This is a genomic window from Tsuneonella sp. HG094, assembly GCF_053819285.1.
Genome location: NZ_JBSORA010000001.1, coordinates 2778119 through 2804464 on the forward strand (window position 1 = coordinate 2778119; position 26346 = coordinate 2804464).

At 67.4% G+C, this 26346-nt stretch carries 22 protein-coding genes and 1 tRNA gene; 12 read left to right on the top strand and 11 right to left on the bottom strand.

Annotated features, from left to right (window positions below; all coding sequences use genetic code 11):
* Positions 1–53 precede the first annotated feature (53 nt).
* Genes ACWPMX_RS13840 through ACWPMX_RS13855 form a run of 4 tightly spaced genes read left to right on the top strand, consistent with a single transcriptional unit; the run spans position 54 to position 6578 of the window.
* Positions 54–2318 carry a TonB-dependent receptor gene (locus ACWPMX_RS13840; protein ID WP_455700576.1) on the top strand — a complete coding sequence of 755 codons (2265 nt, stop codon included), beginning with the start codon at positions 54–56 and terminating at the stop codon, positions 2316–2318.
* A gap of 7 nt (positions 2319–2325) precedes the next feature.
* Positions 2326–3984 carry a carboxylesterase/lipase family protein gene (locus ACWPMX_RS13845; protein WP_455700577.1) on the top strand — a complete coding sequence of 553 codons (1659 nt, stop codon included), beginning with the start codon at positions 2326–2328 and terminating at the stop codon, positions 3982–3984.
* Complete coding sequence (locus tag ACWPMX_RS13850; RefSeq protein WP_455700578.1) at positions 3921–5561, top strand: AMP-binding protein; 1641 nt, start codon at positions 3921–3923, stop codon at positions 5559–5561. Before ACWPMX_RS13845 ends, ACWPMX_RS13850 begins: the two co-directional genes overlap by 64 nt.
* A 57-nt stretch (positions 5562–5618) precedes the next feature.
* Complete coding sequence (locus ACWPMX_RS13855) at positions 5619–6578, top strand: extracellular catalytic domain type 1 short-chain-length polyhydroxyalkanoate depolymerase (protein ID WP_455700579.1); 960 nt, start codon at positions 5619–5621, stop codon at positions 6576–6578.
* A 48-nt stretch (positions 6579–6626) separates the two neighbouring features.
* On the opposite strand, the gene ACWPMX_RS13860 is transcribed toward ACWPMX_RS13855, so the two are convergent.
* The 4 genes from ACWPMX_RS13860 to cysD form a co-directional block, all read right to left on the bottom strand.
* Positions 6627–6703, bottom strand: a tRNA-Arg gene (locus tag ACWPMX_RS13860).
* A gap of 58 nt (positions 6704–6761) precedes the next feature.
* On the bottom strand, positions 6762–7502 hold the full coding sequence (locus ACWPMX_RS13865; RefSeq protein WP_455700580.1) for a 3'(2'),5'-bisphosphate nucleotidase CysQ: 741 nt from the start codon (positions 7500–7502) through the stop codon (positions 6762–6764).
* A 14-nt stretch (positions 7503–7516) separates the two neighbouring features.
* Positions 7517–9436 (bottom strand): sulfate adenylyltransferase subunit CysN, encoded by a 1920-nt coding sequence (gene cysN, locus ACWPMX_RS13870; protein ID WP_455700581.1) that lies wholly within the window; start codon positions 9434–9436, stop codon positions 7517–7519.
* Positions 9436–10353 (bottom strand): sulfate adenylyltransferase subunit CysD, encoded by a 918-nt coding sequence (gene cysD, locus ACWPMX_RS13875; RefSeq protein WP_455700582.1) that lies wholly within the window; start codon positions 10351–10353, stop codon positions 9436–9438. The genes cysN and cysD overlap by 1 nt, the downstream gene beginning before the upstream one ends.
* Before the next feature lie 74 nt (positions 10354–10427).
* On the opposite strand from cysD, the gene ACWPMX_RS13880 reads away from it, so the two are divergent.
* Positions 10428–11333 (top strand): helix-turn-helix transcriptional regulator, encoded by a 906-nt coding sequence (locus tag ACWPMX_RS13880; protein WP_455700583.1) that lies wholly within the window; start codon positions 10428–10430, stop codon positions 11331–11333.
* Positions 11334–11414: 81 nt separating this feature from the next.
* On the opposite strand, the gene ctrA is transcribed toward ACWPMX_RS13880, so the two are convergent.
* The 4 genes from ctrA to lptB all read right to left on the bottom strand — a co-directional run bounded on the left by ctrA (position 11415) and on the right by lptB (position 15187).
* On the bottom strand, positions 11415–12110 hold the full coding sequence (gene ctrA, locus ACWPMX_RS13885) for a response regulator transcription factor CtrA (RefSeq protein ID WP_455700584.1): 696 nt from the start codon (positions 12108–12110) through the stop codon (positions 11415–11417).
* A gap of 126 nt (positions 12111–12236) precedes the next feature.
* Positions 12237–12821, bottom strand: coding sequence for a hypothetical protein (locus tag ACWPMX_RS13890; protein ID WP_455700585.1), 585 nt, complete (start codon positions 12819–12821; stop codon positions 12237–12239).
* A gap of 86 nt (positions 12822–12907) precedes the next feature.
* Positions 12908–14398 (bottom strand): RNA polymerase factor sigma-54, encoded by a 1491-nt coding sequence (gene rpoN / locus ACWPMX_RS13895; protein WP_455700586.1) that lies wholly within the window; start codon positions 14396–14398, stop codon positions 12908–12910.
* A 6-nt stretch (positions 14399–14404) separates the two neighbouring features.
* Positions 14405–15187 (bottom strand): LPS export ABC transporter ATP-binding protein, encoded by a 783-nt coding sequence (gene lptB, locus ACWPMX_RS13900; protein ID WP_455700799.1) that lies wholly within the window; start codon positions 15185–15187, stop codon positions 14405–14407.
* A gap of 204 nt (positions 15188–15391) precedes the next feature.
* On the opposite strand from lptB, the gene ACWPMX_RS13905 reads away from it, so the two are divergent.
* Positions 15392–15757: a hypothetical protein gene (locus ACWPMX_RS13905; protein ID WP_455700587.1), complete on the top strand. Its 366-nt coding sequence runs from the start codon at positions 15392–15394 to the stop codon at positions 15755–15757.
* Between the two features lie 56 nt (positions 15758–15813).
* Positions 15814–17157 carry a TldD/PmbA family protein gene (locus tag ACWPMX_RS13910; protein ID WP_455700588.1) on the top strand — a complete coding sequence of 448 codons (1344 nt, stop codon included), beginning with the start codon at positions 15814–15816 and terminating at the stop codon, positions 17155–17157.
* Here the strand turns inward: ACWPMX_RS13910 and ppa are convergent, their stop codons facing one another.
* The 3 genes from ppa to ACWPMX_RS13925 are packed head-to-tail and all read right to left on the bottom strand — an operon-like array spanning position 17158 to position 20330.
* Positions 17158–17691: an inorganic diphosphatase gene (gene ppa / locus ACWPMX_RS13915; protein ID WP_455700589.1), complete on the bottom strand. Its 534-nt coding sequence runs from the start codon at positions 17689–17691 to the stop codon at positions 17158–17160.
* Between the two features lie 51 nt (positions 17692–17742).
* The gene (locus ACWPMX_RS13920; protein WP_455700590.1) at positions 17743–18405 is read right to left on the bottom strand and encodes a DUF1345 domain-containing protein; all 663 of its coding nucleotides are present in this window, start codon (positions 18403–18405) and stop codon (positions 17743–17745) included.
* Positions 18406–18407: 2 nt separating this feature from the next.
* The gene (locus ACWPMX_RS13925) at positions 18408–20330 is read right to left on the bottom strand and encodes a M61 family metallopeptidase (protein WP_455700591.1); all 1923 of its coding nucleotides are present in this window, start codon (positions 20328–20330) and stop codon (positions 18408–18410) included.
* A gap of 94 nt (positions 20331–20424) precedes the next feature.
* Between ACWPMX_RS13925 and hisS the strand changes: the two genes are divergently transcribed.
* From hisS to lnt, 5 genes are all read left to right on the top strand, one after another.
* The gene (gene hisS, locus ACWPMX_RS13930; protein ID WP_455700592.1) at positions 20425–21645 is read left to right on the top strand and encodes a histidine--tRNA ligase; all 1221 of its coding nucleotides are present in this window, start codon (positions 20425–20427) and stop codon (positions 21643–21645) included.
* Positions 21642–22712 carry a peptide chain release factor 1 gene (gene prfA / locus ACWPMX_RS13935; RefSeq protein ID WP_455700593.1) on the top strand — a complete coding sequence of 357 codons (1071 nt, stop codon included), beginning with the start codon at positions 21642–21644 and terminating at the stop codon, positions 22710–22712. The genes hisS and prfA overlap by 4 nt, the downstream gene beginning before the upstream one ends.
* Complete coding sequence (prmC, locus tag ACWPMX_RS13940; protein ID WP_455700594.1) at positions 22709–23530, top strand: peptide chain release factor N(5)-glutamine methyltransferase; 822 nt, start codon at positions 22709–22711, stop codon at positions 23528–23530. The genes prfA and prmC overlap by 4 nt, the downstream gene beginning before the upstream one ends.
* A 248-nt stretch (positions 23531–23778) precedes the next feature.
* A complete protein-coding gene (locus ACWPMX_RS13945) occupies positions 23779–24717 on the top strand; it encodes a DUF4167 domain-containing protein (protein ID WP_455700595.1) in 939 nt (312 codons plus the stop codon).
* 28 nt (positions 24718–24745) lie between these two features.
* The gene (gene lnt, locus ACWPMX_RS13950) at positions 24746–26332 is read left to right on the top strand and encodes an apolipoprotein N-acyltransferase (RefSeq protein WP_455700596.1); all 1587 of its coding nucleotides are present in this window, start codon (positions 24746–24748) and stop codon (positions 26330–26332) included.
* Positions 26333–26346 lie beyond the last annotated feature (14 nt).

Below are 26346 nucleotides of genomic sequence, written 5' to 3' on the forward strand. Positions count from 1 at the left end.
TTAAAGCGTGACGTGAGGCGGCCGAGAACCGTCGCGAATCTGGGAGAGACCAAATGAAGAGCCAATTGCTCGCGTCCGCCGCGATTGCCGCATTCCTGTCCGGTGCACCGGCCTATGCCCAGTCGGCGACGGCCGATCAGGGTCCCGCCGCCGAAGAAGGCACCAACCCTGCGATCGTCGTCACCGCGACCCGCCGCGAGGAATTGCTGCAGGACGTTCCGCTGTCGGTCACCGCGTTCCAGCAGGAAGCGATGAGTGAAAAGGGTCAGGTCGGGTACGAGGATCTGGCGCGCGAGACGCCGGGCGTGGTCATGAACAAGCCCACCGCCAACTTCAACAACTTCACCGCACGCGGCATCGCTACCAACGGCTACGGCGCGAACCTTGCCAGCAACGTCGCGATCTACATCGACGAACTGCCGATCTCGGCGAACGGCAACTCCACCATCCTCGATCCCACCCTGTTCGATGTCGAGCGAGTAGAGTTCCTTCGTGGCCCGCAGGGCACCCTGTTCGGCGCCAACTCGCTCGCGGGCGCGATGCGGATCATCACCAAGGCGCCCAACCCCGACCGGTTCGAGGCCGCGGCACTGGTCGATTTCGGCCTGACCGACGGCGACGCCTTCCGCCAGCGCTACAACGGCATGATCAACGTACCGCTGATCGAGGGCAAGCTCGCGTTTCGCGGTGTCGGCTTCCACCGCAACGAGGAAGGCTGGGTCGACAACATCGGCACCGGCGTCAAGAACGCGAACACGCTCAAATCCTATGGCGGCCGCGCGAGCCTGATGGCGACGCCGGTCGATGGCCTGTCGATCCGCGCGACCCTGATCCACGAGAACAGCAAGCCCGAGGATTCCGGCCTCATCAATCCGCTGCGCGGCGACTTTGTGCGCCTGTCCGACCGGCCCGACCGCTTCTGGGCCAAGCTCACCAGCGCGAACCTGACGGTCAACGCCGACCTCGATTTCGCCGATCTGACGAGTTCGTCGACGTACGCTACCTTCGACCAGTTGTTCGTTGTCGATCTGGCCGGCACGTTCGCGCAGGCCTTTCCCTTTGCGCTCGATGCTTATGCCTATGACGACGTCTTCGTGCAGGAAATGCGGCTTGCCTCGAAGGGCGGCGGCAACTTCGACTGGCTGCTCGGCGGGTTCTTCTACGACAAGCGCCGCGACGTCGATTACAACTACCGCTCGCGTTCGGAATTCCTCCAGGCGCGCGGCCTCACCGGTCTGCCGAGCGAGGTCTACAACCAGTTCGGCGTGCACATCAACCAGAGCGAACTCGCCGGGTTCGGTGAGCTGACCTACCGCTTCTCTGACCGGTTCTGGGTCACTGGCGGCGCGCGTTACACCGGCAACCAGACGCAAGGCTTCACCGAGTTCGGCGGCTACAACAGCAACTACCTCGTTGCCGGGATTTTCGGACTGAGCAACACGCCGCTGACCGTCACCTCGATCGCTCCGGCTGCCGGGCGCAAGCTGTCCGACAGCCAACTGTCCTACAAGGCGAGCGTCTCGTTCAAGCCGGTCGACAGCACGACGGTCTATGCGACGATCTCGACCGGCTTCCGCAGCCCGGTGGTGAACGCCAACGCCGGCCGTGTCAGCCTCGTCAACCCGAACGATATCGTGATCCCGGCGGGCGCAGATTCGGACGACCTGACGAACTACGAAGTCGGCGTGAAGGGCAGCTGGCTCGGCGGGAAGCTCACCGCCGCCCTCGCCGCATATTACATCGACTGGCAGAACATCCAGGTGCAGGTCAACCGCACGTCGGACCAGCTGCAGTTCGCCACCAACATCGGCGCCGCGGTGAGCAAGGGCATCGAGTTCGAAATGGCCCTGCGGCCAGCCGGCGGCCTCAGCCTGATCGCCAACGGATCGATCAACGATGCCAAGATCACCGAGTTGACCGCGTCGGAAGCCGCCATCTCGGGTGCGGTGGACGGTCTCCAGCTGTCCGGTCCCAAGTTCCAAGGATCGGCCACCGCTCGCTACGACTTCCAGATCGGAGCGGACAGCGATGCGTTCGTATCGGGGACGGTGCAGCACGTGGGCAGCTTCCCGGGCCTGTTCCCGAACCTTCCGGGCAATCCGACGCGGGTGAACCCCACCTTCGACTATACGGAGTCGTACGAGGTCGTGAACCTGCTCGCCGGCGTGGCGGTCGGCAACGCGAAGATCACCGGGTACGTCGAGAACCTGCTCGACAGCAAGGCGATCACCTACGTCCATCCCGAGGCATTCCTCGACAGCCGCTATGCGCGCCTGCGCCCGCGGACGTTCGGAGTTCGCGTCGGCTACGAATTCTGATCAGTCGATGATCAGGTTCGGCTTCATCACGCTGGCCGCGGGGGCGCTGGCGACGGGGGGATGCGCCAGCATTCCGCCAGCGCCCGCCGGGGCCGGGCCGCTCGCTGCGGCCCCCGCGGGTTCCTTGCGCGGGACCGCCGACGGCGACGTGCGGGTGTGGCGCGGGATGCGCTACGCCGAGGCCCCGACCGGTGCGCTTCGCTGGAAGCCGCCGGTCGCGGCCGCCGATGCACAGGGCGAAGTGGCGGCAACCGCGTTCGGTGCATCGTGCTTCCAGCCGGTCGCGCGGGCCGATGCCGCCGACATCTACCGCGACGACGCCGGCCCGCTGAGCGAAGACTGCCTCTCGCTCAACGTCTGGTCGCGGCAGGGGCAGCGCAACGCGCCGGTGATCGTCTGGATCCACGGCGGCGCGCTCGTCAGCGGCTCGAGCCGCCTGGGCATGTACAACGGTGCGCACCTCGCCCGAAAGGGCGCGGTGGTGGTATCGATCAACTACCGCCTCGGCGTGCTCGGCTTCCTCGCCCACCCGGATCTCAGCGCCGAATCGCCCGATCGCATCTCGGGCAACTACGGCCTGCTCGACCAGATGGCGGCGCTCCGCTGGGTGCGGCGCAACATCGCGGCATTCGGCGGCGATCCCGCCAATGTGACGATCGCCGGGGAATCCGCCGGCGCACTCAGCGCGATGTACCTGATGGCGTCGCCCAAGGCGCGCGGCCTGTTCGACAAGGCCATCGCCCAGAGCGCATACATGGTCTCGGTTCCCGCCTTGCGCGGGCCGCTGAACGGCCACCCTCCCGCCGAAGCGATCGGAACGGCGGTGCAGAAGGCCGTGGGTGCCTTCGATCTCGCAGCCCTGCGCGCCATGACGCCCGGCGACCTTGTCGCGAAGGCGCCGGCAGCCGGTTTTTATCCGCAAGGGACGGTCGACGGGGTCGTCCTTCCCCGACAAGTCACCGACACATTCGACCGGGCGGAGCAGGCGGCGGTGCCGCTGCTTGCCGGGTTCAACCAGGGCGAGATACGCTCGATGCGTCGCCTGATGCCGCCTGCACCGGCGGACGGAGTGGCATACGAAAAGGCCATTCGCGCCAGCTATGGCCCCGATGCCGATCGGTTCCTGGCAGCATATCCTTCGGCCAGCGTCGAGCACAGCATGCTCGCCGCCACCCGCGACGCGCTCTACGGCTGGACCGCGCAGCGCATGGCGGAAGCCCAGGCGCGCATCGGCGAGCCCGCCTACCTGTACCTGTTCGACCACGGTTACCCTGCCGCCGACGAAGCGGGCCTCCACGCCTTCCACGCGTCGGAAATCCCCTACATGTTCGGGACCATCCACGAAACCGCACCGTCCTGGCCGCACATCCCGCGCACCGGCGACGAACGCGCTCTGTCGGACGCGATGATGTCGTACTGGGTGACGTTCGCGAAGGACGCGCGCCCGACTGCGCCGAAGAGTCCGGACTGGCCTCAATTCGGCGCGATCAAGCGCTTCATTCACTTCGCGGACGTGCCGAGGATCGCCACGGATCCCCTCGGCGATCGCTTCGCGCTCTACGAACAGACGGTCTGCCGCCGCCGCGCTCAGGGGACGGTGCAGTGGAACTGGAACGTCGGGGTCGCGGCGCCTGCGATGAGCCCGGCAACGGCGGCCTGCCGATGACCGTGCCGCTGGTTCCGGGCAGCCTCCAGCCCTATTCGCTGACGGTCGACAAGTTCCTCGACCATGCGGCCAAGTGGCATCCCCTTGGCGAGATTGTGACCGCCGCGGACGACGGCGCTCCGACCCGCGCAAGCTATGCCGAAGTGCACGCCCGGGCGCAGGGCATCTCCGCCCGCCTGGCCGACCTCGGGGTCGCAACTGGAGATACCGTGGCGACGCTGGCGTGGAACAGCCAGGCGCATATCGAGGTGTGGTACGCCGCGATGGGCATGGGCGCTGTGTGCCACACGCTCAACCCGCGCCTGACCGCGGAGAGCTCCGCCGCGATGGTATCGCAATCGGGTGCCCGAGTGCTGGTCGCGAGTGCCGACCTTGCGGGGCTGGCGAGCGCCATCGCCGACAAGGCAGGCAACCTCGCGGCGGTGCTCGTCATCGACGGCGTCTCCGATTCGCTCCCTTCGCTCGCCCCGATTCCCGGTGGGGCCGTCCGGTGGGGCGAATTCGACGAGAACGCGCCGTGCGGGTTGTGCTTCACGTCGGGCACTACCGGCGATCCCAAGGGCGTTACCTACACCCACCGCGGCAATTACCTCCACACTCTGCGGATGCTCCAGGCATCCGTCGGCGGCTTCTGCGAGCCGGATTCAGTGCTTGTAGCGGTTCCCATGTTCCATGCGAACGCGTGGGGTCTGCCGTTTGCGATCCCGGCGGTGGGCGGCAAGCTCGTATTGCCGGGCCGCCACCTCGATGGTGCCAGCCTCGCCGCGCTCATCGAACAGGAAGACGTGACCGTCGCGGTCGGCGTTCCGACCGTCTGGCTCGGTCTGTTCGACTATCTCGATGCAAACGATCTTGCGGTGCCATCGCTGCGCCGGATCATGGTCGGTGGGGCCCCGATGCCGAGCGCGCTGATGGAGCGGATCGAGGCACGCGGGATTGCGGTGCAGACGACCTGGGGCATGACCGAACTCTCCCCGCTGGGAACCGCGACGCCGCCGGGTGCCGGTGCCCGCGACTCCTCGACCTCAGGCAAGCCGGCTGTGGGCGTCGACCTCATGGTCACCGATGCCGACGGCACACCGCTCGCCGACCAACGCGGGACCGAAGGCCATCTGTGGGTGCGCGGCCCCTCGGTCGTCGAGTGCTACCTCGGCCAGACTTCCCCCGCCACCCGCGATGGCTGGTTCGCCACCGGCGACCTCGCCCGGATCGATCCCGACGGCAGCCTGACGCTGACCGGCCGGTCGAAGGACCTCATCAAATCGGGCGGCGAATGGATCAATCCCGCGCAGATCGAGGCGGCGGTCGCCACCCATCCCGATGTCGCTAATGCGGCAGTCGTGGGCCGCGAGGACGACAAGTGGGGCGAGCGGCCGATCCTGCTGGTCGAGCTCGTCGAAGGGGCCGACCCGACCGATGCCGCGCTTCTCGAGCGGGTGCGGGGAGCATGCGCGGGCTGGTGGGTCCCCGACGCCGTGATTCGCCTGCCGAGCATTCCGCTCGCGGCCACCGGCAAGATCGACAAGCTGCGCCTGCGGGAGGAATTCGGACGCGCACGCGCCAGTGCGGTTCGCTGACGGGTCAAGCAAGCAAAGGGGCCGCTGAACGGCCGCAAAAGTGGGAAGGACACAGTTATGACGAACCTGCTTCCGAAGTCGCTGACCGGCCTCGTGTCGCTCGCGATCCTGTCGGTCGGCATTCCTGCACAGGCAGCGGGCACCCTGACGGAAGTCACCGCGTTCGGCACCAATCCGGGCAGCATTCGCATGTTCGAATATGTGCCGACAAACCTCACTGCGGGCAGCCCGCTCGTCGTGGTGCTTCACGGTTGCACGCAGTCGGCGGCCGACATGGACAGCGAAACGGGCTGGACGAAGTGGGCCGACCAGATGGGCTTCGCCCTGCTTTTCCCGCAGCAGCAATCGGCCAATAACAGCAGCAAGTGCTGGAACTTCTTCGTCAAGAGCGACTACCAGCGCGGCAGCGGCGAACCGCTCTCGATCAAGCAAGGGATCGACTGGTCGGTGGCGCACCACGCCATCGACACGAACCGGGTCTTCGTGACCGGGCTCAGTTCGGGTGCGGCGATGACGAACGTGATGCTGGCCGTCTATCCCGAGGTGTTCGCCGCAGGCGCGCCGCTCGCGGGCGTGCCGTTCAAGTGCGCGACGACGGTCGGCGCATCGCTGATGTGCAACGCGGGATCGGTCGGCAAGACCCCCGCCCAGTGGGGCGACCTCGTGCGGGGCGCGACCAACTGGACCGGCCCTTGGCCTCGGGTCTCCGTCTGGCACGGCACCGGCGACCTGACCGTCAACATCGCGAACCTTAACGAAACGATGGAACAGTGGACCAACGCCCACGGCGTCGACCAGACGGCGGACACGTCGGACACGGTCGGCGGCTATCCGCACAAGGTCTATCGCAACGGCTCCGGCACCGGCGTCGTCGAAACCTTCTCGATCACCGGCATGGGCCATGGCCAGCCGGTCGACCCGGGAACCGGCGCCACGCAGTGCGGCACCGCGACCGGCTACAACCTCGATGCGAACATCTGCGCGTCGTACCACATCGCGCGCTGGTTCGGCCTGTAAGGCAGGCCCAACGCCAAGGGGGCGGCCCTCTTCCGAAGACCGCCCCCTTGGCGCACCCGACAGGATTCGAACCTGTGACCTCTGCCTTCGGAGGGCAGCGCTCTATCCAGCTGAGCTACGGGTGCAGACCGGAGGCGGGCGCTTAGCAAAGCGGTTTGCGGAGCGCCAGCGGCTTGTTGCGGCTCACCTCTTCGCCTGGAAACGGGCCACTTCGGCAAGGACCATATCGGCGTGCTCCGTCCGGCATATCAGCAGGTCGGGCATCCAGGTGTTCGCCTGGTTGTAGACGAGCGGGCTGCCGTCCACGCGGCTGGCGTGGAGGCCGTGGGCGCGCGCTACCGCTACCGGGGCGCACGAATCCCATTCGTACTGGCCGCCCGTGTGGAGGTAGATGTCCGCCTCGCCGCGCACGACCGCCATTGCCTTGGCCCCGGCGGAACCCATTGGGATGAGCTCGGCGCCAATCGCCTCCGCGACAGCCACCGCTTCGGCGGCGGGCCTTGTGCGGCTGACGACCATGCGGAGGCGCGCCGGGGCGGGGGGCACGGGCGCGGGCGCATCAGTCCGCAGCACGAGGTCGAGGCCGGGAAGGGCCACTGCGCCAGTGGTGGCGACGCCGTCGATCGCCAGCGCGACGTGGACCGCCCAGTCGGTCCGCTCCTCGCCGTATTCGCGGGTGCCGTCGACCGGGTCGACGATCCACACGCGCTGCTTGGCGAGGCGCGCGGGATTGTCCTTTTCCTCTTCCGACAGCAGCCCGTCTTCGGGCCGCTGCTGCTTCAACGCCGCAACGATGAAGTCGTTGGCCGCGGCATCGCCGGCATCGCCGAGCGCCTTGCCGCTCAGCGTGCCGCTGGCGCGGACGTCTATGAGCAGGCGACCGGAGGTCTCTGCGAGGTGGGCCGCGAGGTCGGCATCGGTCATGGCGTGGAATCCGGTCACTTGAGCGGCAGCAACTGGCGGACGATGTAGTCCGCAGCCTCATCGGCGCTCATTTCGGCGGTGTTGACGCGGATTTCGGGCGCGCCCGGTGCTTCGTAGGGACTGTCGATCCCGGTGAAGTTCTTCAGCGTGCCCTCGCGCGCCTTCTTGTAGAGCCCCTTCACGTCGCGCGCCTCGGCGATCTCGAGCGGGGTGTCGACGTAAATCTCCACGAACTCGCCCTCGGGCAGCATCGCGCGGACCATCTCGCGCTCGGCGCGGAACGGGCTGATGAAGGCGGTGAGCACGATAAGCCCAGCGTCCGCCATCAGCTTGGCGACCTCGCCCACGCGGCGGATGTTCTCGATCCGGTCGGCCTCGGTGAAGCCGAGGTCGCGGTTGAGCCCGTGGCGTACGTTGTCGCCGTCGAGGAGGAAAGTGTGGCGGTTCATCATGGCGAGCCGCTTTTCGACCTCGTTCGCGATGGTCGACTTGCCCGCGCCCGACAGGCCGGTGAACCAGAGGACCTTGGGCGTCTGGTTCTTCATCCGCGCGTGATCGCTGCGGGTCACGTCGACCGGCTGCCAGTGGACGTTCTGCGCGCGGCGCAGGCTGAAGTGAAGCATCCCTGCCGCGACGGTGGCGTTGGTGATCTTGTCGATCAGGATGAATCCGCCGAGCGCGCGGCTCTGCTCGTAGGGTTCGAACACGATCTGGCGGTCGGTCGCGATCTCGACCACGCCGATGGCATTGAGCTCGAGCGTTTTCGCCGCGAGATGTGACCCAGAACCCCCTGGATCATTGACGTTCACGACGTACTTCGGCTGCTGGACGGTGACCGAGACGGTCTGCGCGCCGAGCTTGAGCCAATAGCCGCGGCCGACCTGCAGCGGGTCGTCGTTGAGCCAGACGAGCGTCGATTCGAACTGGTCGCTCGCCTGCGGCGGATCGTCGGCTGTCGCGATCACGTCGCCGCGCGAGCAGTCGATCTCGTCGGCGAAGCACAGCGTGACAGATTGCCCGGCGACCGCCTGCTCGATGTCGCCGTCGAGCGTCACGATTCGGGTCACCGTGGTGGTCTTGCCCGAGGGCAGTACGCGCACGGAGTCTCCCGGCCGGACCGAGCCGGTCGCGATCAGGCCCGAAAAGCCGCGGAAGTCGAGGTTGGGGCGGTTGACCCACTGCACCGACATGCGGAACGGCCCGTCGGCATCGCGCGACGCGGCAACCTCGACCGTTTCGAGGTGGTCGACCAGCGTCGGGCCGGAATACCACGGCGTGTTGGGCGAAGGCGCGGTGATGTTGTCGCCCTTGAAGCCCGAGATCGGCATGGCAATGAAGCGCTCGATTCCGATGCTTTGCGCGAACGCCGAATAGTCCGACACGATCTCGTCATAACGGGCCTGGTCGTAATCGATCAGGTCCATCTTGTTGACCGCGAGGACCAGGTTGCGGATGCCGAGCAAGTGGCACAGGTAGCTGTGCCGCCGGGTCTGGACGAGCACGCCCTTGCGTGCATCGACGAGGATCACCGCGAGGTCGGCGGTGCTCGCTCCGGTGACCATGTTGCGGGTGTATTGCTCGTGCCCGGGGCAGTCGGCGACGATGAACTTGCGTTTCTCGGTGTTGAAGAAGCGATAGGCGACGTCGATCGTGATGCCCTGCTCGCGCTCGGCGGCGAGGCCGTCGACCAGCAGCGCGAAGTCGATCTCCGCCCCTTGCGTGCCGACCTTCTTCGAATCCGCTTCGAGCGCGTCGAGCTGGTCCTCGAAGATCATCTTGCTGTCGTAGAGCAGCCGCCCGATCAGCGTGGACTTGCCGTCATCGACGCTGCCGCAGGTGATGAACCGCAGCATCGTCTTGTGCTGGTGCCGGGCGAGGTAGGCGTCGATATCCTCGGCGATGAGCGCGTCGGTCTCGTAGGCGGGACCGCTCATCAGAAATACCCCTGCTGCTTTTTCAATTCCATGCCCGCGCCGCCCGCGTCCTTGTCGATCGCGCGGCCCTGCCGTTCGCTGGTGGTGGTGAGGAGCGTTTCCTGGATCACCTCCGAAAGGCTCGCCGCCTCGCTTTCGACCGCGCCGGTCAGCGGATAGCAGCCGAGGGTGCGGAAGCGGATCGATCGCATGACCGGCTCCTCGCCTGCGCGCAGCGGGAAGCGGTCGTCGTCGACCATCAGCAGCATCCCGTCGCGCTCGACGGTCGGGCGCGGGGCGGCGAAGTAGAGCGGGACGATGGGGATGTCGTTGAGTTGGATGTACTGCCAGACGTCGAGCTCGGTCCAGTTTGAGATCGGGAACACCCGGATGCTCTCTCCCTTGTTCTTCCGGGCATTGTAGAGGTTCCACAGCTCGGGCCGCTGATTCTTGGGGTCCCAGCCGTGGGTCGCGGTGCGGAACGAGAAGATGCGCTCCTTCGCGCGGCTCTTCTCCTCGTCGCGCCGCGCGCCGCCGAACGCCGCGTCGAAACCGTAGAGGTCGAGCGCCTGTTTGAGGCCTTCGGTCTTCCACATGTCGGTGTGGAGCGCGCCGTGATCGAACGGGTTGATCCCGCGCTCCTTCGCCTCGGGGTTCTGATAGACGAGCAGCTCCATGCCGCTGTCGCGCGCCATCGTGTCGCGCAGCTCGTACATCGCCTTGAACTTCCACGTCGTGTCGACATGGAGCAGCGGGAACGGCGGCGGCGACGGGTAGAACGCCTTGCGCGCGAGGTGCAGCATCACGGCCGAATCCTTGCCCACTGAATAGAGCATCACCGGCTTGTCGGCCTCGGCGACGACTTCGCGCATGATGTGAATCGCCTCTGCCTCGAGCCGTTCGAGATGCGTCAGGTCAGGGCGCGGCGCGGCGGTCATGCGGGTCTCCGTGGGATCGCGGGTGCATCTGGTGATCTCGACAGCACCCATATACTCCCATATGGGAGCAAATCATGGCGATGACCCGGATCGACCGCGGAGAATTGCTTTTGCCGCTGTTCGCGGGGCTTTTCGATTCCCCGTTGTGGGCGACCTTTCTGCGCAACCTCGCCGCGCGGACCGGGGCGGACCGGGTGCACCTGGTCGTGCGGGGGCCGAGCGTGGCCGCGCCCCGCTCGCACTACCGCGCAGGGGTGGACGCAGCGGAATTATCGGCCGCCGCCGACGAAGCCGCAATGGAGGCGTTGCCGCTCGAAGCGATGCGACCCGGTCGCGTCTATGCGCTCGGCGACCTCGATGTTGTAGCGCCATCGAACGAGCGGCTCGGATGGGCCCGAATCGGCGATGCCAGGATCGTGCGGGTTGCAGGGACCAGCGGCCACACCGCCTGGCTTGCCCTGTTTGCGCGGGACCTGCGCTTCGGGGCTGCGGACAGCGTGGTCCTGAGCGATCTCGTCCCGGCTATCGCGACGGCGCTGGAGAATCATGTCGCTGTCGCACGGCTTCGCGAGCGCGCCGAGGCAGCGGAGGTCGCGCTGGCCCGCCTGGGCATCCACCAGACGCTCGTCGATTCCGCGTTCGGGCAAGCCGAACACGCCGACGCGCTGTTCCAACCACTCGAGTCTGCCCGCCGACCGTTCGCGGTCGCAACCGGGATCGCGACCACGCGTGCCAAGCCCGGCCGGCTGCCCGCGAACGCACCGAAGATCGCCGCACGGCAATTCGGCCTGTCCGCCAAGGAAGGAGCGCTCGCCATCGCGCTCGCCGAGGGAACGCCGCTGATCGCGGCCGGCCGTGCGATCGGACTGAGCGAGGAAACCACCCGCAACTATTCGAAGCGCATCTACTCCAAGACCGGCGCGCGCGGTCAGGCCGACCTGGTGCGGATCGTTCTGTCCAGTCTCGCGGTCCTCGGCTGAAACCCCAAACGAAAATCGCCCGGAGCGCGAGGCTCCGGGCGATCTCTCCCCGTCCAAAAGGATCCGGTCAAACGCTTGGGATCAGGCGGCTTCCGCCTCTTCGCCCGGATCGCGCAGCACGTAGCCGCGGCCCCAGACGGTCTCGATGTAATTCTCGCCGCCGCATGCATGGCTGAGCTTCTTGCGCAGCTTGCAGATGAAGACGTCGATGATCTTGAGTTCCGGTTCGTCCATCCCGCCATAGAGATGGTTGAGGAACATTTCTTTGGTCAGCGTAGTGCTCTTGCGCAAGCTCAGCAGCTCGAGCATCGCGTATTCCTTGCCGGTCAGGTGGACCCGCGCGCCGTCGACCTCGACGGTCTTGGCATCGAGGTTCACCGCCAGCTTGCCGGTGCGGATGACCGACTGCGAATGGCCCTTCGAGCGGCGGACGACGGCGTGGATGCGCGCCACCAGTTCCTCGCGATGGAAAGGCTTCGTCACATAGTCATCGGCGCCGAAGCCGAAGCTGCGGATCTTGGAATCCATTTCCGAGATACCCGACAGGATCAGCACCGGCGTCTGCACCTTGGCGACGCGAAGCTTCTTCAGAACGTCGTACCCGTGCATGTCGGGCAGGTTCAGGTCGAGCAGGATGATGTCGTAATCGTACAGCTTGCCGAGGTCCAAGCCCTCTTCGCCGAGATCAGTCTGATAGACGTTGAATCCCTCGGTCGTGAGCATAAGCTCGATCGCCTTGGCCGTGGTCGGCTCGTCCTCGATCAACAACACGCGCATTGGCCAGGTCCCCCCTGAGTGCCCAAATCCCCCGCGGTAACGACCCGTCAATGGGAGTTGCCGTGGATTAACCACAAAACATCTGAAGGAAAAAGGTTAACGCGCGGTAAAGCGCAGCGCCGGAAATTAACGAGTCTTTTGTGCAACAGTGGGTTGCTGTTGCCGGACCGCCTTGTTCAGGACCTCTTCCGGCACAGATTGATCGAGCTGCAAAAGTATCGAGCCGTTCGCTCCCGCGAGGCTGTAGTCTCCGCCATCGCGGTGTCCGTCATGGTGGACCACGGTGATGGTATAGCCGACTTCTGGCCCCTGTGACGAACATACTACCGCTTCCCTCAACGGTCCGGTGTGGCGGGCCAGAGCCTTCTCCAGCATCGTAGCGTCCGGGAGAGCCTGCGGAGCCACGCCCGCCAGACGCTCCAAGGCGCGGCAGTAACCGATATACATGGGCGTCGTATCGACGAGCTTTTCGTAGCCGCGCCCGATGTCGAAAGCGAAGCCGCTGATTCGGGGTGGCGGAATAGTATGATCGCCTCCGGTCGACCGGATCTGCGTGCCGCCGCCGATATCCCTCACGGGAATTTCAATCGACCGACCATCTTTTCGCAGCACGAGCAGGTGTGGCGCATCGAACCCTTTCCAGTCCGATCGCGATGGATCGAGGGCGATTCCCAGCGGCTGGTTCAAGCGATTGAATTCGGCCACGGTCATCCCGGGAAATCCTACCAGCCTGGGCTCATCGCACCCCGTCGCGACCATCACTGCGCAGGCGATGAGGGAACTCCGGGTTAGAGCGCTCACAGCATTCCCGCCAGCTTCTTCGCCCGGCGCCGCTGGACGCTGCTGCCGATACCCATCGCCTCGCGGTACTTGGCGACCGTGCGGCGCGCGAGGTCGAAGCCCTTGTCCTTGAGCAGGTCGACGAGGGTGTCGTCGGAGAGGACGTCGCGCGCGCATTCGGCGTCGATCAGCTGGCGGATTGCCGCCTTCACTGCCGCCGAGCTCGCGCCCTCGCCGTCGCCGCCCTCGTTCGTCGGTCCGGTCCGGCCCACGCCGCTGGTGAAGAAGTACTTCAGTTCGAACGTGCCGCGCGGGCATGAGAGGTACTTGTTGCTCGTCACCCGGCTGACGGTGCTTTCGTGGAGCTCGATCGCTTCGGCCACCGCGCGCAGGGTGAGCGGCTTCAACTCGCTCACACCCTTGCGGAAGAATCCGTCCTGCCGCTTCACGATCTCGGCCGCGACCTTGAGGATCGTGCGCGCGCGCTGGTCGAGCGCCTTCATCAGCCAGTTCGCCTCGGCGAGCTGGTCCTTGAGCCAACCGAGCGCGGCCTTGTCGCCGCCCGCGCCGTTGCGCAGTTCCACGTAGTAGGCGCGGTTGACCAGCAGGCGGGGCAGGGTCGCCTCGTTGAGAGCGATGTCCCACCCGCCCTTCGCATGGCTCAGAAGGATGTCGGGTATGACCGCCGCCTCGCCCCCGCCGCCGAAGCGCCGGCCCGGCCGCGGATCGTAGGCGCGCAGCTCCGCGAGCATGTCGGCGAAGTCCTCGTCGTCGACCTCGCACATCCGCTTGAGGCGGGACACGTCACCGCGCGCGACGAGTTCGAGGTTGTCGATCAGCCGCGCCATGCACGGGTCGTAGCGGTCGGCTTCCTTGGCCTGCAGCGCGAGGCATTCGGACAGCGACCGCGCGCCGACCCCGGTCGGGTCGAGCGACTGGACGACCGCCAGCGCGCGCTCGGCCTCGGCGATCGGCACCTCGAGCGCGTCGGCAACTTCGGCGAGCGGAATCGTCAGGTATCCCGCCTCGTCGAGCTGATCGATGATCGCACGCGCCACGAATTCCTCGCGCCGGTCGCCCGCCACCGCGCCGACCTGCGCATGGAGGTGTTCCGCCAGCGTCGGCCCCTCGGCGGAACCGCGCTCCGAAATGTCGGGGCCTTCCTCGCCCCCGCCAGCCGGTGCGGCCGCGCTCCAGTCGGCATCTCCGGTGTCGCGGTCGCGGTCGAGCGCCTGCGGGTCGAGGTCGAGTGCGCCCTCGCCCTCGCCCGCGCTGTCCGCACCGGCTTCGCCCGGCGTCGCTTCGAGCGGGGCGTCGGGCGCCCCATCCGATTCGCTCTCGCGGCTGACTTCGCCCATTTCGAGCAGGGGGTTGGCCTCGAGTGCCTCGCCGATGAAGGCTTCCAGTTCGAGGTTGGACAGCGCGAGCAGGCGGATCGCCTGCTGCAACTGCGGCGTCATCACCAGCGATTGCGATTGCCTGAGATCGAGACGCGGACCCAGCGCCATGTCAGGTCACAGCGTGAAGTTCTCGCCGAGGTAGAGCCGGCGCACGTTCTCGTCGGCGACGAGGGCTTCGGGCGTGCCGGCGAACAGAACCTGGCCGCCGTAGATGATGCAGGCGCGATCGACGATCTCGAGCGTCTCGCGCACGTTGTGATCGGTGATCAGGACCCCGATGCCGCGCGTCTTGAGGTCCTTCACGAGGTCGCGGATGTCGCTGATCGACAGCGGATCGATACCCGCGAAGGGTTCGTCGAGCAGCATGATCGAGGGCTTGGCGGCGAGCGCGCGGGCGATCTCGCAGCGGCGGCGCTCACCGCCCGACAGCGCCATCGCGGGGCTTTCGCGCAGGCGGGTCAGGCCGAATTCGTCGAGCAAGCGGTTAAGTTCCGCGGCGCGGGTCTCGGGGTCCGGCTCGACCAGTTCGAGCACGCAGTTGATGTTCTGCTCCACCGTCATGCCGCGGAAGATGCTGGTTTCCTGCGGCAGGTAGCCGAGACCGAGGATCGCGCGCCGGTACATCGGCAACTTGGTCACGTCCTCGCCATCCATAAGGATGCGGCCCGAATCGGGGCGAACGAGGCCCATGATCGAATAGAAGCACGTCGTCTTGCCCGCGCCGTTGGGGCCGAGCAGGCCGAGCACTTCGCCCTTGCCGACGGTCAGCGAGATGTCGGTCAGCACCGAACGCTTGTCGTACGACTTGGCGATCGAGATCACCTCCAGCCCACCGTTGGGCAGCGGGGCGTTCGCGTCCATCACGGGCTGGACGGTGGCGGGATCGGGATCGAGCATGCTCATGCGAGGCGTCATGTAGCATCCCGTGGGGCGCTGAAAACCCCCATGTCTTCGCGTTTGGCAGGTTTCGTGCATGGCGAGCGCCGGGCCGAGCGGCCTGCCCCGACCGTATGGACATGACACTATGGTTACAGGCCCTTGCCGCGCCCGTGGCAATTTGCGATACTATACGGCGGAGAGGGACAGGGGAGACAGAGGCCCATGGCCGAAGCGATCGATCGCAGCAAATCACGCGAGCGCAAGCTCGACTGGCGCAAGCGCATGAGCGACAACATCGCCTATGCCCTGCTGGTCTATACCGCGCTGCAGATTTTCGTGACCGTTCATGCCTTGAAGACCGGGACCACTTCGCTCCTTCCCTATTTCGCGCTCGTCGTGCTTGTCGCCGCGATCATTCCCGCCTGCCGCACTTTCGAAAGCCGTTGGCTGAAGATTTCGGACGAGGCTGCTGCCGACCCCGCCTATCGCGGAGCCTACCGCCGCGATCAGCTGTTCCTCTGGACGCTCGCCATCGGCCTGCCCTTCGCTTTGACGGGACTGTTCAAGGTCATCGCAACCGCGGCCTGAGCGATTGACGGCAACGGCGCTTGCCGCCCGCGCCATCGCGGCCTAGCGCCGCTTCGATGAATTCCCAGCACCTGCTAGACGCCGCCGAGGCGCTCGTATCCGCCGCGCGCCGCCTCGGCGCCGATGCTGCCGACGCCGTCGGGCGTGGCAGCCTGTCGCATGGCGTGGGGGTGCGGCTTGGCGCGCTGGAAGACCTCGACCGCTCGGAGAGCGCGGAAGTCGGCCTGCGTGCCTTCGTCGGTCGCCGCTCGGCCAGCGTGTCGAGTGCGGACCTGTCGCCCGCCGGCCTGGCCGAGCTCGCCGAGCGCGCGGTGGCGATGGCGCGGCACGCGCCCGAGGATCCCTATGCCGGTCTCGCTCCCGCCGAATCGCTAGCAAGCGGGCCGTTCGCCGATCTCGATATCGCCGACCCTGCCGATCCCGATCCAGAGATGCTGCGCGCGCGCGCGTTGGCGGTCGAGGATGCGGCGCGGGCGGTCAACGGGGTCACCAACAGCGAGGGCGGCTCGGCCACCGCGTCGCAGGCTGCCGCGGCGCTGGTGACGAGCAACGGGTTTGCCGCATGCTATCGCGGCTCGTCGCACTCGCTCGCCGCCAGCGTGATCGCCGGAACAGGGGACGGGATGCAGCGCGACTATGCCATGCGCGACGCGCGGCACCTTTCCGACCTGCCCGGCCCCGAGGAAATAGGCCGCCTCGCAGGCGAGCGGACGATCGCGCGGCTCGCCCCCGCCAGCCCGTCGAGCGGCAGCCTGCCAGTGGTCTTCTCGCCGCGCGTATCGAGCTCGCTTGTCGGGCACCTGCTCGGCGCGATGACCGCTCCGGCGATCGCCCGCAAGGCGAGCTTCCTCGTGGGGCGCGAGGGCGAGTCGTTACTGCGCCCCGAGATTCGTATCGCGGAAGACCCGCTACGCCCGCGCGGCCTGCGCTCGCGTCCGTTCGACGGCGAGGGTGTCGCCTGCGTCCCGCGCATGCTGGTCGAGGACGGCCGGGTCACCGGCTGGCTGACCAACGTCGCCAGCGCCGCGCAGCTCGGTCTGCCGCTGACCGGCCACGCCAGTCGCTCGGGCGGCGGCGCACCGGGTGTGGGGACGAGCAACATCGACCTGCTGGCAGGCGAGGTCAGCGTCGAGGAACTGATCGCCGATATCGAGGACGGCGTGCTGGTCGACTACCTGATCGGCCAGGGCATCGACATGGTCAGCGGCAACTACAGCCGCGGCGCGGCGGGATACCGGATCGTGAAGGGCAAGATCGAGGGACCTGTCGCGGGTTTCACGATCGCGGGCAACCTGATCGAGATGTTCGCGAGCCTGCGCGCGGCCGACGACCTCGAGCACTACCGCCCGGTCAACGCGCCGACGCTGAGGGTCGACGGGATGACCGTGGCGGCGGGCTGATTACTTCGCGGCGTTCGCCCGCGCGATGCAGTCGAGCACGATCTGGCGTGCTTCGGCGGCGTCGCCCCATTTGCCGACACGCACCCACTTCTCGGCTTCGAGATCCTTGTAATGCGTGAAGAAGTGCTCGATCTGCTGCAGCACGATCGAGGGCAGGTCCTGCCTTTCGCCGACATCCGAGTAGTACGGGAACGTGGTGTCGACCGGCACGCAGATCAGCTTCTCGTCGCCGCCGTGCTCGTCTTCCAGGTTCAGAACCCCGATCGGCCGGGCACGCACGACGCAGCCCGGGATGAACGGCGAGCGGCTGATGACCAGCGCATCGAGCGGGTCGCCGTCGTCCGACAGCGTGTGCGGCACGAAGCCATAGTTCGCCGGGTAGCGCATCGGTGTGTGCAGGATACGGTCGACGAACAGCGCGCCGCTGGCCTTGTCGAACTCGTACTTCACCGGCTCGCCGCCAGTCGGCACCTCGATGATGACGTTGAGGCTTTCGGGCGGATTGTCCCCCACGGGGATTTTGTCGATCTGCATGGGGCGTGCCTCTAGCGAGAGGGATGCTGCGCCGCAACATGGCAAAAGGTGTCAGGACGATCCGCCCAGCACATTTATCGTGAAGGCGATCACGCCGATATTGAACACGAAGGCGGCGAACGTGTGGAACAGCACCACCTTGCGGATCGCCGGAGCGGTGACCGCAACGTCTGACGTCTGGAACGTCATCCCCAGCGTGAACGAGAAATAGGCGAAGTCCCAGTAGTCGGGCGTCTTGGTGCCGGGAAAGTCGAGGCCTGCGGTATCGCCTCCGGTGCCTGGCTTCGCGGCGTAGAACGCGTGGGCGTAGTGCAGCGCATAGACCGCGTTGGCGAACGTCCAGATCAGCAGCAGCGTGCCGACGAGCTTGGCCATCGCGATCCAGTCACCCCCGCGGGCCGCCTCGAGTTCGCCGGTGATCGCCGCCATCGCCACCACCGTCAGCAGCGAGGTGAAGCCGAGCACGAGGAAACGGCCGGCATCGTTCTGGCGCGAATGGTCGCGCATCGCCTTGGCGTCGCACTGGCCGAGCAGCGGGTAGAGCGAAGCGAGGAAAACCAGCGCGGCGGCATTGAACGCCATGGCGATCCCGTCGCGCCAGTCGTCGGCGGGCAGCCACACCTTCTGCGCAATCCACGCGGCTGCGAGCACGCCGAGGAACGCGAGGAAGCGTGGCGGGGCGATCCGGTTGCCGAGGCCGCCAGCGGCTGCCACGCTCAGTTACCCGTACGCGGCGCCAGCAGCCGGTCGAGCGGCTGCTCGCCCACCGCCACCGGCTCGATCCACGGGTAGCGCATCCCGCCATGGTAGGGCACCTCGACCGCGTCGTAGCGGTCGCCGCGCTTCACGATGAGCTTGATCGGCGTCTTGATGCCCTTCGCATCCTTGACCGCGGTCGCCAGGCGCTCGCGGCTGAAGGCGAGGCCGTCGACCGCCATGATCGTGGTGCCGGGGTTGATCCCCGCGGCAAAGGCGGGGCTGCCCCAGCGCGTGCCGGAAACCGCCCCATCGGTGCCGACCGAGAAGCCGAGCGAGTAGCCGAAATCTCCCGCCGCGCCGACCTGCTTGGTGAACGGATTCGGCTCTTCCTTCCACACAAGGCGGTAGCCCGCCATCTCGATGCCCTTGACCGGCGCGGGCTGGCTGGGACTGCGCAGGCGGGTGTCGAGGAAGGTCGCCCAGTCGTACGGATGAATCGCGTTGAGGGCCGCGACGACATCCTCGAACGTATAGGTCTTGACGCCCCAGTCCCCTTCGCCGGTGCCGAAGAAGCGCTTCGCAAAGTCGTCGAGGCCCCTCGCCTCGCCGGTGCCGCGGCGGATCACCTGGTCCGCCTCCAGCCACACCAGCGCGGCCTCGTTGTAGTAGTCGGTCCCCCGGCTCAGCGAGGAGAACGGCTGCGGCTTGCGATAGGCGAGCGCGGGGTTGAAGGTCGTGTCCTCGACCGAGCGCCAGCCTCGTCCCGCCTGCTCGGAATAATAGCCAGCGTTCTCGGCGATCTCGCCCAGCGCGACCTCCTTGGGCTGGAGGCCCGAGCGTGCCGCCAGCACGCTGTCCCAGAACGCCGTCTGTCCTTCGTAGACCCACAGCAGGTCGCCGTTGACCTGTGTGTGATAATCGGGCGCCCACAGTGCCGCCGGGCGGCGATGCTTGCCGTTCCAGCTGTGGTTCATCTCGTGCGGCAGCAGGCTGCGCTCGTTCGCCTTGTCCTTCCAGGAAGTATAGGCGTTGCCGCTGAAGGTGTTCTCGCTCGACCGGTGATGCTCGAGCCCGATGGTGCCCAGCTCGTCGGTCAGCGCGACGAGGAAGTCGTAATGGTCGAACTGCCGCGTGCCGTAGAGCGCAGTGATCTCGGATACGAGCTTGCGGTGCGCGGGCAGCATCTCGGGCGGGGCGGCAAGCTGGCGCGGTTGGTCGGCGAATACGTTGAGCCGGACGTTCTGCCCGAGGTCGAAGTTCGCCCGGTGCGCGCCCGCGAAGACCGGCGAATCGACCAGCGTCTCGTAATCGGTCACGGCCCACTGGATGGTGCGCCCGGTCTGCTTCGCGCCGTCGAGCGCGCTGGCGGCGGTCCAGCCTTCGGCCAGCACCAGCTTCGGCACCACCCGGATGCGGCGCACCGCGTGGCCGGCGGGATAGAGGCTTATCTTTTCCCACTGCACGTTGGCGATCGCCTCTGTCAGCAGCGGCCGCCAGTCCGACCGGTCGAACGGCGAGGTGTAGGTCATTTGCGCGGTGACCATGCGGGTGCCGGCGGGCAGCGCGACGCGGAAGGCATAGGGCTCGCCCTCGTCGCGGGCCCAGTCCAGCGTGCGCGTGCCGCTGGTGAAGCGCACGTCGCCCAGGCGGTGGATCTGCCCGGTCGGGCCGTGGTTGCCGGGCAGCCACTTGGGATAGACGAGCACGATCTCGCGTGTCCCCGCAGGCACGGGGATCGCCTGCGTCGCCTTGAACGCGCGCGACAGCGTGTCGCTGGCATCGACCGTCAGCGTCATCGTGCCGCCCGGCCACGGCGTGTCGGCCGACGGCGGCAGCGCGGGCGCAGGCGCGTTCGTGCCGATCGGCGGCAGCGACCGTTCGGCATGGGCGGGAAGGGACAGCGAAAGGGCGGCGAGCGCGACCAGCGACCGGATGTGCATGGCCGCCGCCTTGGGGCATCGGTCCACCGCGCGCAACCCACCGCTCGACGAGCGACTTTCGCGTGCCAGCGGAACGCGCTAACGGGCCGCCACTATGAGCAAGACCCCGCAGGCGATCAGAGGCACCCAGGACATCTTCGGCCCCGAGGCCGAGGCCTTCGCATTCGTGGTCGAGACCTTCGAGCGTATTCGAAAACTCTACCGCTTCCGCCGTGTCGAGATGCCGGTGTTTGAACGCACCGAGGTGTTCAGCCGCGCCATCGGCGAGACGACCGACGTCGTCTCGAAGGAAATGTATTCGTTCGAGGATCGCGGCGGCGAGAGCCTGACCCTGCGGCCCGAGTTCACCGCCGGGATCGCGCGCGCGTTCATCACCGACGGCTGGCAGCAGCACGCGCCTCTGAAGGTCGCGACCCACGGCCCGCTGTTCCGCTACGAACGGCCGCAGAAGGGCCGCTACCGCCAGTTCCACCAATTGGACGCCGAGATCATCGGCGCGGGCGAGCCGCAGGCCGACGTCGAGCTGCTGGCGATGGCCGACCAGCTCCTCAAGGAACTCGGCATCGCTGACGGCGTGACGCTGCACCTCAACACGCTGGGCGACGGCGACAGCCGAGAAGCGTGGCGCGCGGCGCTGGTCGAGTATTTCCGCGCGGTGCGGAGCGAGCTCAGCGAGGATTCGCAGGAGCGGCTCGAGAAGAACCCGCTGCGCATCCTCGACAGCAAGGACCCGCGCGACAAGGCGTTCGTGGCCGACGCACCGAAGATCGACGACTACCTTTCGGCGGAAGCGCAGGAATTCTTCGCCAGGGTCACCGCCGGACTCGACGCGGCCGGCGTCGCGTGGGAGCGGAACCCGGCGCTCGTTCGCGGCCTCGACTACTACCGCCACACCGCGTTCGAATTCGTCACCGACCGGCTGGGCGCGCAAGGCACCGTGCTGGGCGGCGGGCGCTACGACGGGCTGATGGAATCGCTCGGCGGTGCGCCCACACCTGCGGTCGGCTGGGCGGCGGGCATTGAACGGCTGGCCATGCTGGTGGGGGAGCGGGGCGAGGCGAACACAGATGTGATCGTGGTTGTCGAGGACAATTCACCCAACGCACTAGCGCACGCTTGGTTTGTTCTGCGAACTCTTCGAAGCGAAGGATTTGCAGCCGAAATGATCGCCACAGGATCGCCTCGTAAGCGATACGACAAGGCGGTGAAGCGGGGAGCTCATGCAATCTTCAAATGCTCCGCTAACGGGCACGGTTTGAGCATTGATGGTCAAGCCACTTCCCGTCTCGCTGAGCTGTTGGAAAGACTGACTTGATCATCCCCGCCGAAAGGCTCGACCAGATCGCGCACCGGTTCGCCGAGCTCGAGGCGCGGCTGGCTTCGGGCACGCTCGAGGGGAGCGAGTTCGTCGCCGCGAGCCGCGATTATGCCGAGCTCGAACCGGTCGTGCGGGTGGCGGAGGCGGTCCGCACCATGCGCGGCGAGCTGGCCGAGCTCGAAAGCCTCGACGACGCCGATCCCGACATGAAGGCGCTCGCCGAAGAAGAGATCATGCGTCTTCGCAACGAGCTTCCCGCTGCCGAGCGGGCGCTGTCGATCGCCATGCTCCCGCGCGACAGCGCCGATGCCAAGCCCGCTATACTCGAGATCCGCGCCGGCACCGGGGGCGACGAGGCGGCCCTGTTCGCCGCCGACCTCTACCGGATGTACGAACGCTTCGCCGCCGAGCAGGGCTGGCGGGTCGAGCCGGTGAGCATGAACGCGAGCGACATCGGCGGTTTCAAGGAGATCGTCGCCAACGTCGCCGGGTCGGGCGTGTTTGCCAAGCTCAAGTTCGAAAGCGGTGTCCACCGCGTCCAGCGCGTGCCGGTGACCGAAAGCGGGGGCCGCATCCATACCTCGGCGGCGACCGTGGCGGTGCTTCCGGAACCGGACGAGGTCGATGTGCAGATCGAGGACAAGGACCTCAAGATCGATGTCTATCGCGCGTCCGGCGCGGGCGGGCAGCACGTCAACACCACCGACAGCGCGGTGCGCATCACCCACCTGCCGACCAACACGATCGTCACCTGCCAGGACGGCCGCAGCCAGCACAAGAACAAGGAAAAGGCGATGCAGGTCCTGCGCGCCCGGCTGTTCGAGCAGCAGCGCGAGGCCACGCAGGGGGCCGAGGCCGAGGCGCGCAAGGCGATGGTCGGTTCGGGCGACCGGTCTGAACGCATCCGCACGTATAATTTCCCGCAAGGCCGCGTGACCGACCACCGCATCGGGCTGACGCTCCACAAGCTCGAGGAAGTGCTCGCCGGGCCGGGCCTCACCGAGCTGGTCGATGCGCTGATTGCCGAGGACGAGGCCAAGCGGCTCGCCGCGTTGGGCGAATGACCGTCCGCGCCGCGATCGCCGAAGCAGCGGCCGCGCTCGCCGCGACCAGCGACACCGCCCGGCTCGATGCCGAGCTGCTGATGGCGGGTGTGCTGGGGGTGAGTCGCAGCGAGCTTCTCCTGCGGCACCTCGACCGGGTCGTGCCGCCGGCCTTCGCGGACTCTGTCGAGAGGCGGATGCGCCATGAGCCTGTGGCGTACATCCTCGGCCATACGGAGTTCTACGGGCGCATGTTCGAGGTCTCGCCCGCGGTTCTGATACCGCGCGCCGACAGCGAAACGGTCGTCGTCGCGGCTCTCGAAGCCTGTCCTTCACCGCGGCAGGTGCTCGACTGCGGCGTGGGATCGGGCGCGCTGTTGCTGACTGTCCTCGCCGAATGCCCCGGCGCGCATGGAATCGGCATGGACCGATCGTATCCGGCGATCGAAATCGCCGCCCGCAATGCGCTCGCGCTTCACCTCGATTGCGAATTCGTGCGCCGCGACTGGCACGAGCCGGGCTGGGCGAGCGATCTCGGCCGCTTCGACCTCGTGATCGCCAATCCGCCCTATGTCGAGGAGGGTGCCGCGCTCGATCCCGACGTGCGCGAATACGAACCGGCGAGCGCGCTGTTCGCCGGCCTCGATGGCCTCGACGACTACCGCAGCCTCGTGCCGCAACTGCCGGCGCTGCTCGAGCCGGAGGGGGTCGCGGTGATCGAAATCGGGCACGAGCAGGCCGACCCGGTAGCGGCGATTGCCGCGGCCGCGGGCTTCGCAATCGAACTGCGCCGTGATCTCGGCGGGCGGCCGCGCGCGCTTATCCTCCGCCAAAACTGACTTAGGGGTTGCCGAAACGCCCGGCGATGGCTAACTCCGATGCAGACCTACCGGATACGGCGTGAAGCCTCCCGGCAGGGTCTGCTCCGACATTTGCTAGGGCCGTCCGGGTGCGCAACCCGCTGGACAGGGCAAATGGGGCTCCGCTCTCCTTCCGGGAAGCGCGGCCCCCGGGATGTGCAAGGGGTCATGCGGCCTGGACCGGACCGACGATGTCCGGCAGGCCACCTAGAAGGAATAGTTTTTCCTTGAACAACAATCGTAACAACAACAACAACCGTCGCCGCGGTCGCGGTAATCGCCAGCAAGGCGGCGGCGGGGCGAACCAGAACCGGATCGATAGCCGCGCGCGGGGCAACGCGCCGCAGCTGCTCGACAAGTACAAGAAGCTCGCGCAGGACGCCGCCCATAACGGCGACCGGGTGCAGGCCGAATACTACCTGCAGTTCGCGGATCACTATTTCCGGGTCATCGCCGACAACAAGGCGCGCCAGGACGAACAGCGCGGCGGGCCGCGCCCGAACGACCGCGACTACCAGGCGGACGAATACGGCGACGATGACGATTTCGACGCGCTGCGCCAGCCGCAGGCTCGCCAGAGCGATCGTCCGAATGACCGTGGCAGCGACCGACAGGGCGACCGGGGCAACTATCGCGGCGACGATCGCCAGACCGATAGGAGCAACGATCGGGGCAATGATCGTACGGGCGACCGCCCGTACGATCGCCCTGGCGACCGGGCCGCTGAACGCCCCAATGACCGCCAGCGCCAGCGCAGCAACCGCCGCGATGACGACTACGGCCACCAGGACGAAATCGGGCAGGACACTGGCGGCGACGAAGCGTCCGAGTACGAACCGGTCCAGAACCCGTTTACTCGCGGCAATCGCGAACGCGGCCGCAACCGCGACAGCGAAGCGGCGCCCGAACAGTCGGCCGAGCGCGATGCCGAGCCGCCGCGCCGTGGCCGCGGTCGCCCGCGCAAGCAGCGTGTCGAGAACCAAAGCCCGGTGGGCAACGAAGGCGAGATCGACATCGCGGCGCTGCCGCCGTCGTTCTCCGCCAGCGAGCCTGTCTTGGACGAAGAAGGCGAGGCGCCTGCCAAGCGCAAGCTCCCGCCGCGCCGTCGCCGTGCAGCCGCCGATGAGACGGATGAGGGCGGCGAAAGCCTGAAGGCGGTCGGCTGATTTTCCAGTAGCGAGCGGTAGCGGCGCGATGCGCGTGGGCAACGATCGGCTTTCCCGCGCGTGGTCGCTGGCTCGCCGCTGGCCGCGCCTCTCTGCGCTGGTCTTCGGCGTACTGGCCGCGACCGGTTTCCCGCCGCTCGGTCTATGGCCGGTCGCGATCGTCGGGCTTGCCGCATTTGTCGGCCTGATAGCCGAAGCGAGCGGTTGGCGCCGTGCCGCGGCGCTCGGCTGGTTATTCGGCGTCGGGCACTTCACCTTCGCCAACAACTGGATCGCCGCGGCCTTCACGCACCAGAGCGAGATGCCGCAGTTCCTCGGCTGGTTCGCCGTACCGCTGCTGGCGCTCTACCTCGCCGTCTATCCCGCCATCGCGGCGGGGGTGGCGCGGGCGCTCGCCGGGACCAATCGCCTCGCGCTGGCGTTCGCATTCGGCGGTAGCTGGGCGGTGGCCGAGTGGCTGCGCAGCTGGGTCTTCACCGGTTACGCCTGGGACCCGCTCGGCCTCATGCTGCTCGGCCCGTTCGATCGCCCCGGCCTTGCCGCGCTGCTGCCGTGGCTCGGTACCTACGGCCTCTCGGGCCTCGTGGGGCTCATCGCGGGAGGCGTTGCCTTCCTCGTCGCGCGGAAGGCGTGGTGGCGGGCAATCGCCATCTTCGCCCTCGTTGCGGTCGGCATGGTCCTGCCCGGTCCCGGCACGCAGGAAGGCAGTCGCGACGTCACCCTGATCCAGCCCGGCTTTCGACAGGTCGACCTCGACGATCCGGCGAAATACGAGGAACAGTTCCTTGCCCTGGCCCGCCTGACCGCACCGCGCCGCGATGGCGGCCGGCGGCTGGTGCTGTGGCCGGAATCGGGCCTCCCCGATTACCTGCGGCCGGGCTATCCCAAGCGCTACTACCTCGCCACGACGGCCGCCGCCGACCCTGCCTATGCGCGCAAGCGAATCGGCGAGACGATCGGACAGGGCACCGTGCTGCTGACCGGCGCGGTCGATCTCAAGATCGCAGGCGGCCGCGCTGTCGGCGCCTACAACGCGGTCACCGCGCTGGGCGACAAGGGCCAGTTCGTCGGCAGCTACTACAAGGCACACCTCGTCCCCTACGGCGAGTACCTCGCGCTGCGCTGGTTGCTCGAGCCGCTGGGCGCGACGCGGCTGGTGGCCGGAACGATCGATTTCATCCCCGGCCCCGGCCCACGGACGATCGATCTCGGCCCCTACGGGCGTGCGGGCGTGCAGATCTGCTACGAGATCGTATTCTCGGGCCAGGTGATCGACCGCGCCAACCGGCCCGACTTCCTGTTCAATCCGTCAAACGACGGCTGGTTCGGCACTTTCGGCCCGCCCCAGCACCTAGCCCAGGCACGGATGCGGGCGATCGAGGAAGGTCTGCCGGTCCTCCGCGCGACCGTGAGCGGGATCAGCGCGGTGGTGGACGGGCACGGCGTCGTGCGCGCGCATCTGCCGACCAGTTTCACCGGCGGTCGGATCGACGCGAAGGTGCCGCCGCCGCTCGAGCCGACGCTGTTCGCCCGCTTCGGAAATCCGCTTGCGCTGGCGTGGGCCGGGCTGCTGATCGCGCTTTCGCTGCTTGTCAGGCGGCGGCGGGGCAGCTAGGTCCGCGCACCAGA

Excerpts from the sequence above, each read along its gene's own strand:
- ACWPMX_RS13840 (WP_455700576.1), top strand. The coding sequence starts at position 54 with ATGAAGAGCCAATTGCTCGCGTCCGCCGCGATTGCCGCATTCCTGTCC.
- ACWPMX_RS13845 (WP_455700577.1), top strand. The coding sequence starts at position 2,326 with ATGATCAGGTTCGGCTTCATCACGCTGGCCGCGGGGGCGCTGGCGACG.
- ACWPMX_RS13855 (WP_455700579.1), top strand. The coding sequence starts at position 5,619 with ATGACGAACCTGCTTCCGAAGTCGCTGACCGGCCTCGTGTCGCTCGCG.
- ACWPMX_RS13865 (WP_455700580.1), bottom strand. The coding sequence starts at position 7,502 with ATGACCGATGCCGACCTCGCGGCCCACCTCGCAGAGACCTCCGGTCGC.
- cysN (WP_455700581.1), bottom strand. The coding sequence starts at position 9,436 with ATGAGCGGTCCCGCCTACGAGACCGACGCGCTCATCGCCGAGGATATC.
- cysD (WP_455700582.1), bottom strand. The coding sequence starts at position 10,353 with ATGACCGCCGCGCCGCGCCCTGACCTGACGCATCTCGAACGGCTCGAG.
- ACWPMX_RS13880 (WP_455700583.1), top strand. The coding sequence starts at position 10,428 with ATGGCGATGACCCGGATCGACCGCGGAGAATTGCTTTTGCCGCTGTTC.
- ctrA (WP_455700584.1), bottom strand. The coding sequence starts at position 12,110 with ATGCGCGTGTTGTTGATCGAGGACGAGCCGACCACGGCCAAGGCGATC.
- ACWPMX_RS13890 (WP_455700585.1), bottom strand. The coding sequence starts at position 12,821 with ATGACCGTGGCCGAATTCAATCGCTTGAACCAGCCGCTGGGAATCGCC.
- rpoN (WP_455700586.1), bottom strand. The coding sequence starts at position 14,398 with ATGGCGCTGGGTCCGCGTCTCGATCTCAGGCAATCGCAATCGCTGGTG.
- lptB (WP_455700799.1), bottom strand. The coding sequence starts at position 15,187 with ATGCTCGATCCCGATCCCGCCACCGTCCAGCCCGTGATGGACGCGAAC.
- ACWPMX_RS13905 (WP_455700587.1), top strand. The coding sequence starts at position 15,392 with ATGGCCGAAGCGATCGATCGCAGCAAATCACGCGAGCGCAAGCTCGAC.
- ACWPMX_RS13910 (WP_455700588.1), top strand. The coding sequence starts at position 15,814 with ATGAATTCCCAGCACCTGCTAGACGCCGCCGAGGCGCTCGTATCCGCC.
- ppa (WP_455700589.1), bottom strand. The coding sequence starts at position 17,691 with ATGCAGATCGACAAAATCCCCGTGGGGGACAATCCGCCCGAAAGCCTC.
- ACWPMX_RS13925 (WP_455700591.1), bottom strand. The coding sequence starts at position 20,330 with ATGCACATCCGGTCGCTGGTCGCGCTCGCCGCCCTTTCGCTGTCCCTT.
- hisS (WP_455700592.1), top strand. The coding sequence starts at position 20,425 with ATGAGCAAGACCCCGCAGGCGATCAGAGGCACCCAGGACATCTTCGGC.
- prmC (WP_455700594.1), top strand. The coding sequence starts at position 22,709 with ATGACCGTCCGCGCCGCGATCGCCGAAGCAGCGGCCGCGCTCGCCGCG.
- lnt (WP_455700596.1), top strand. The coding sequence starts at position 24,746 with ATGCGCGTGGGCAACGATCGGCTTTCCCGCGCGTGGTCGCTGGCTCGC.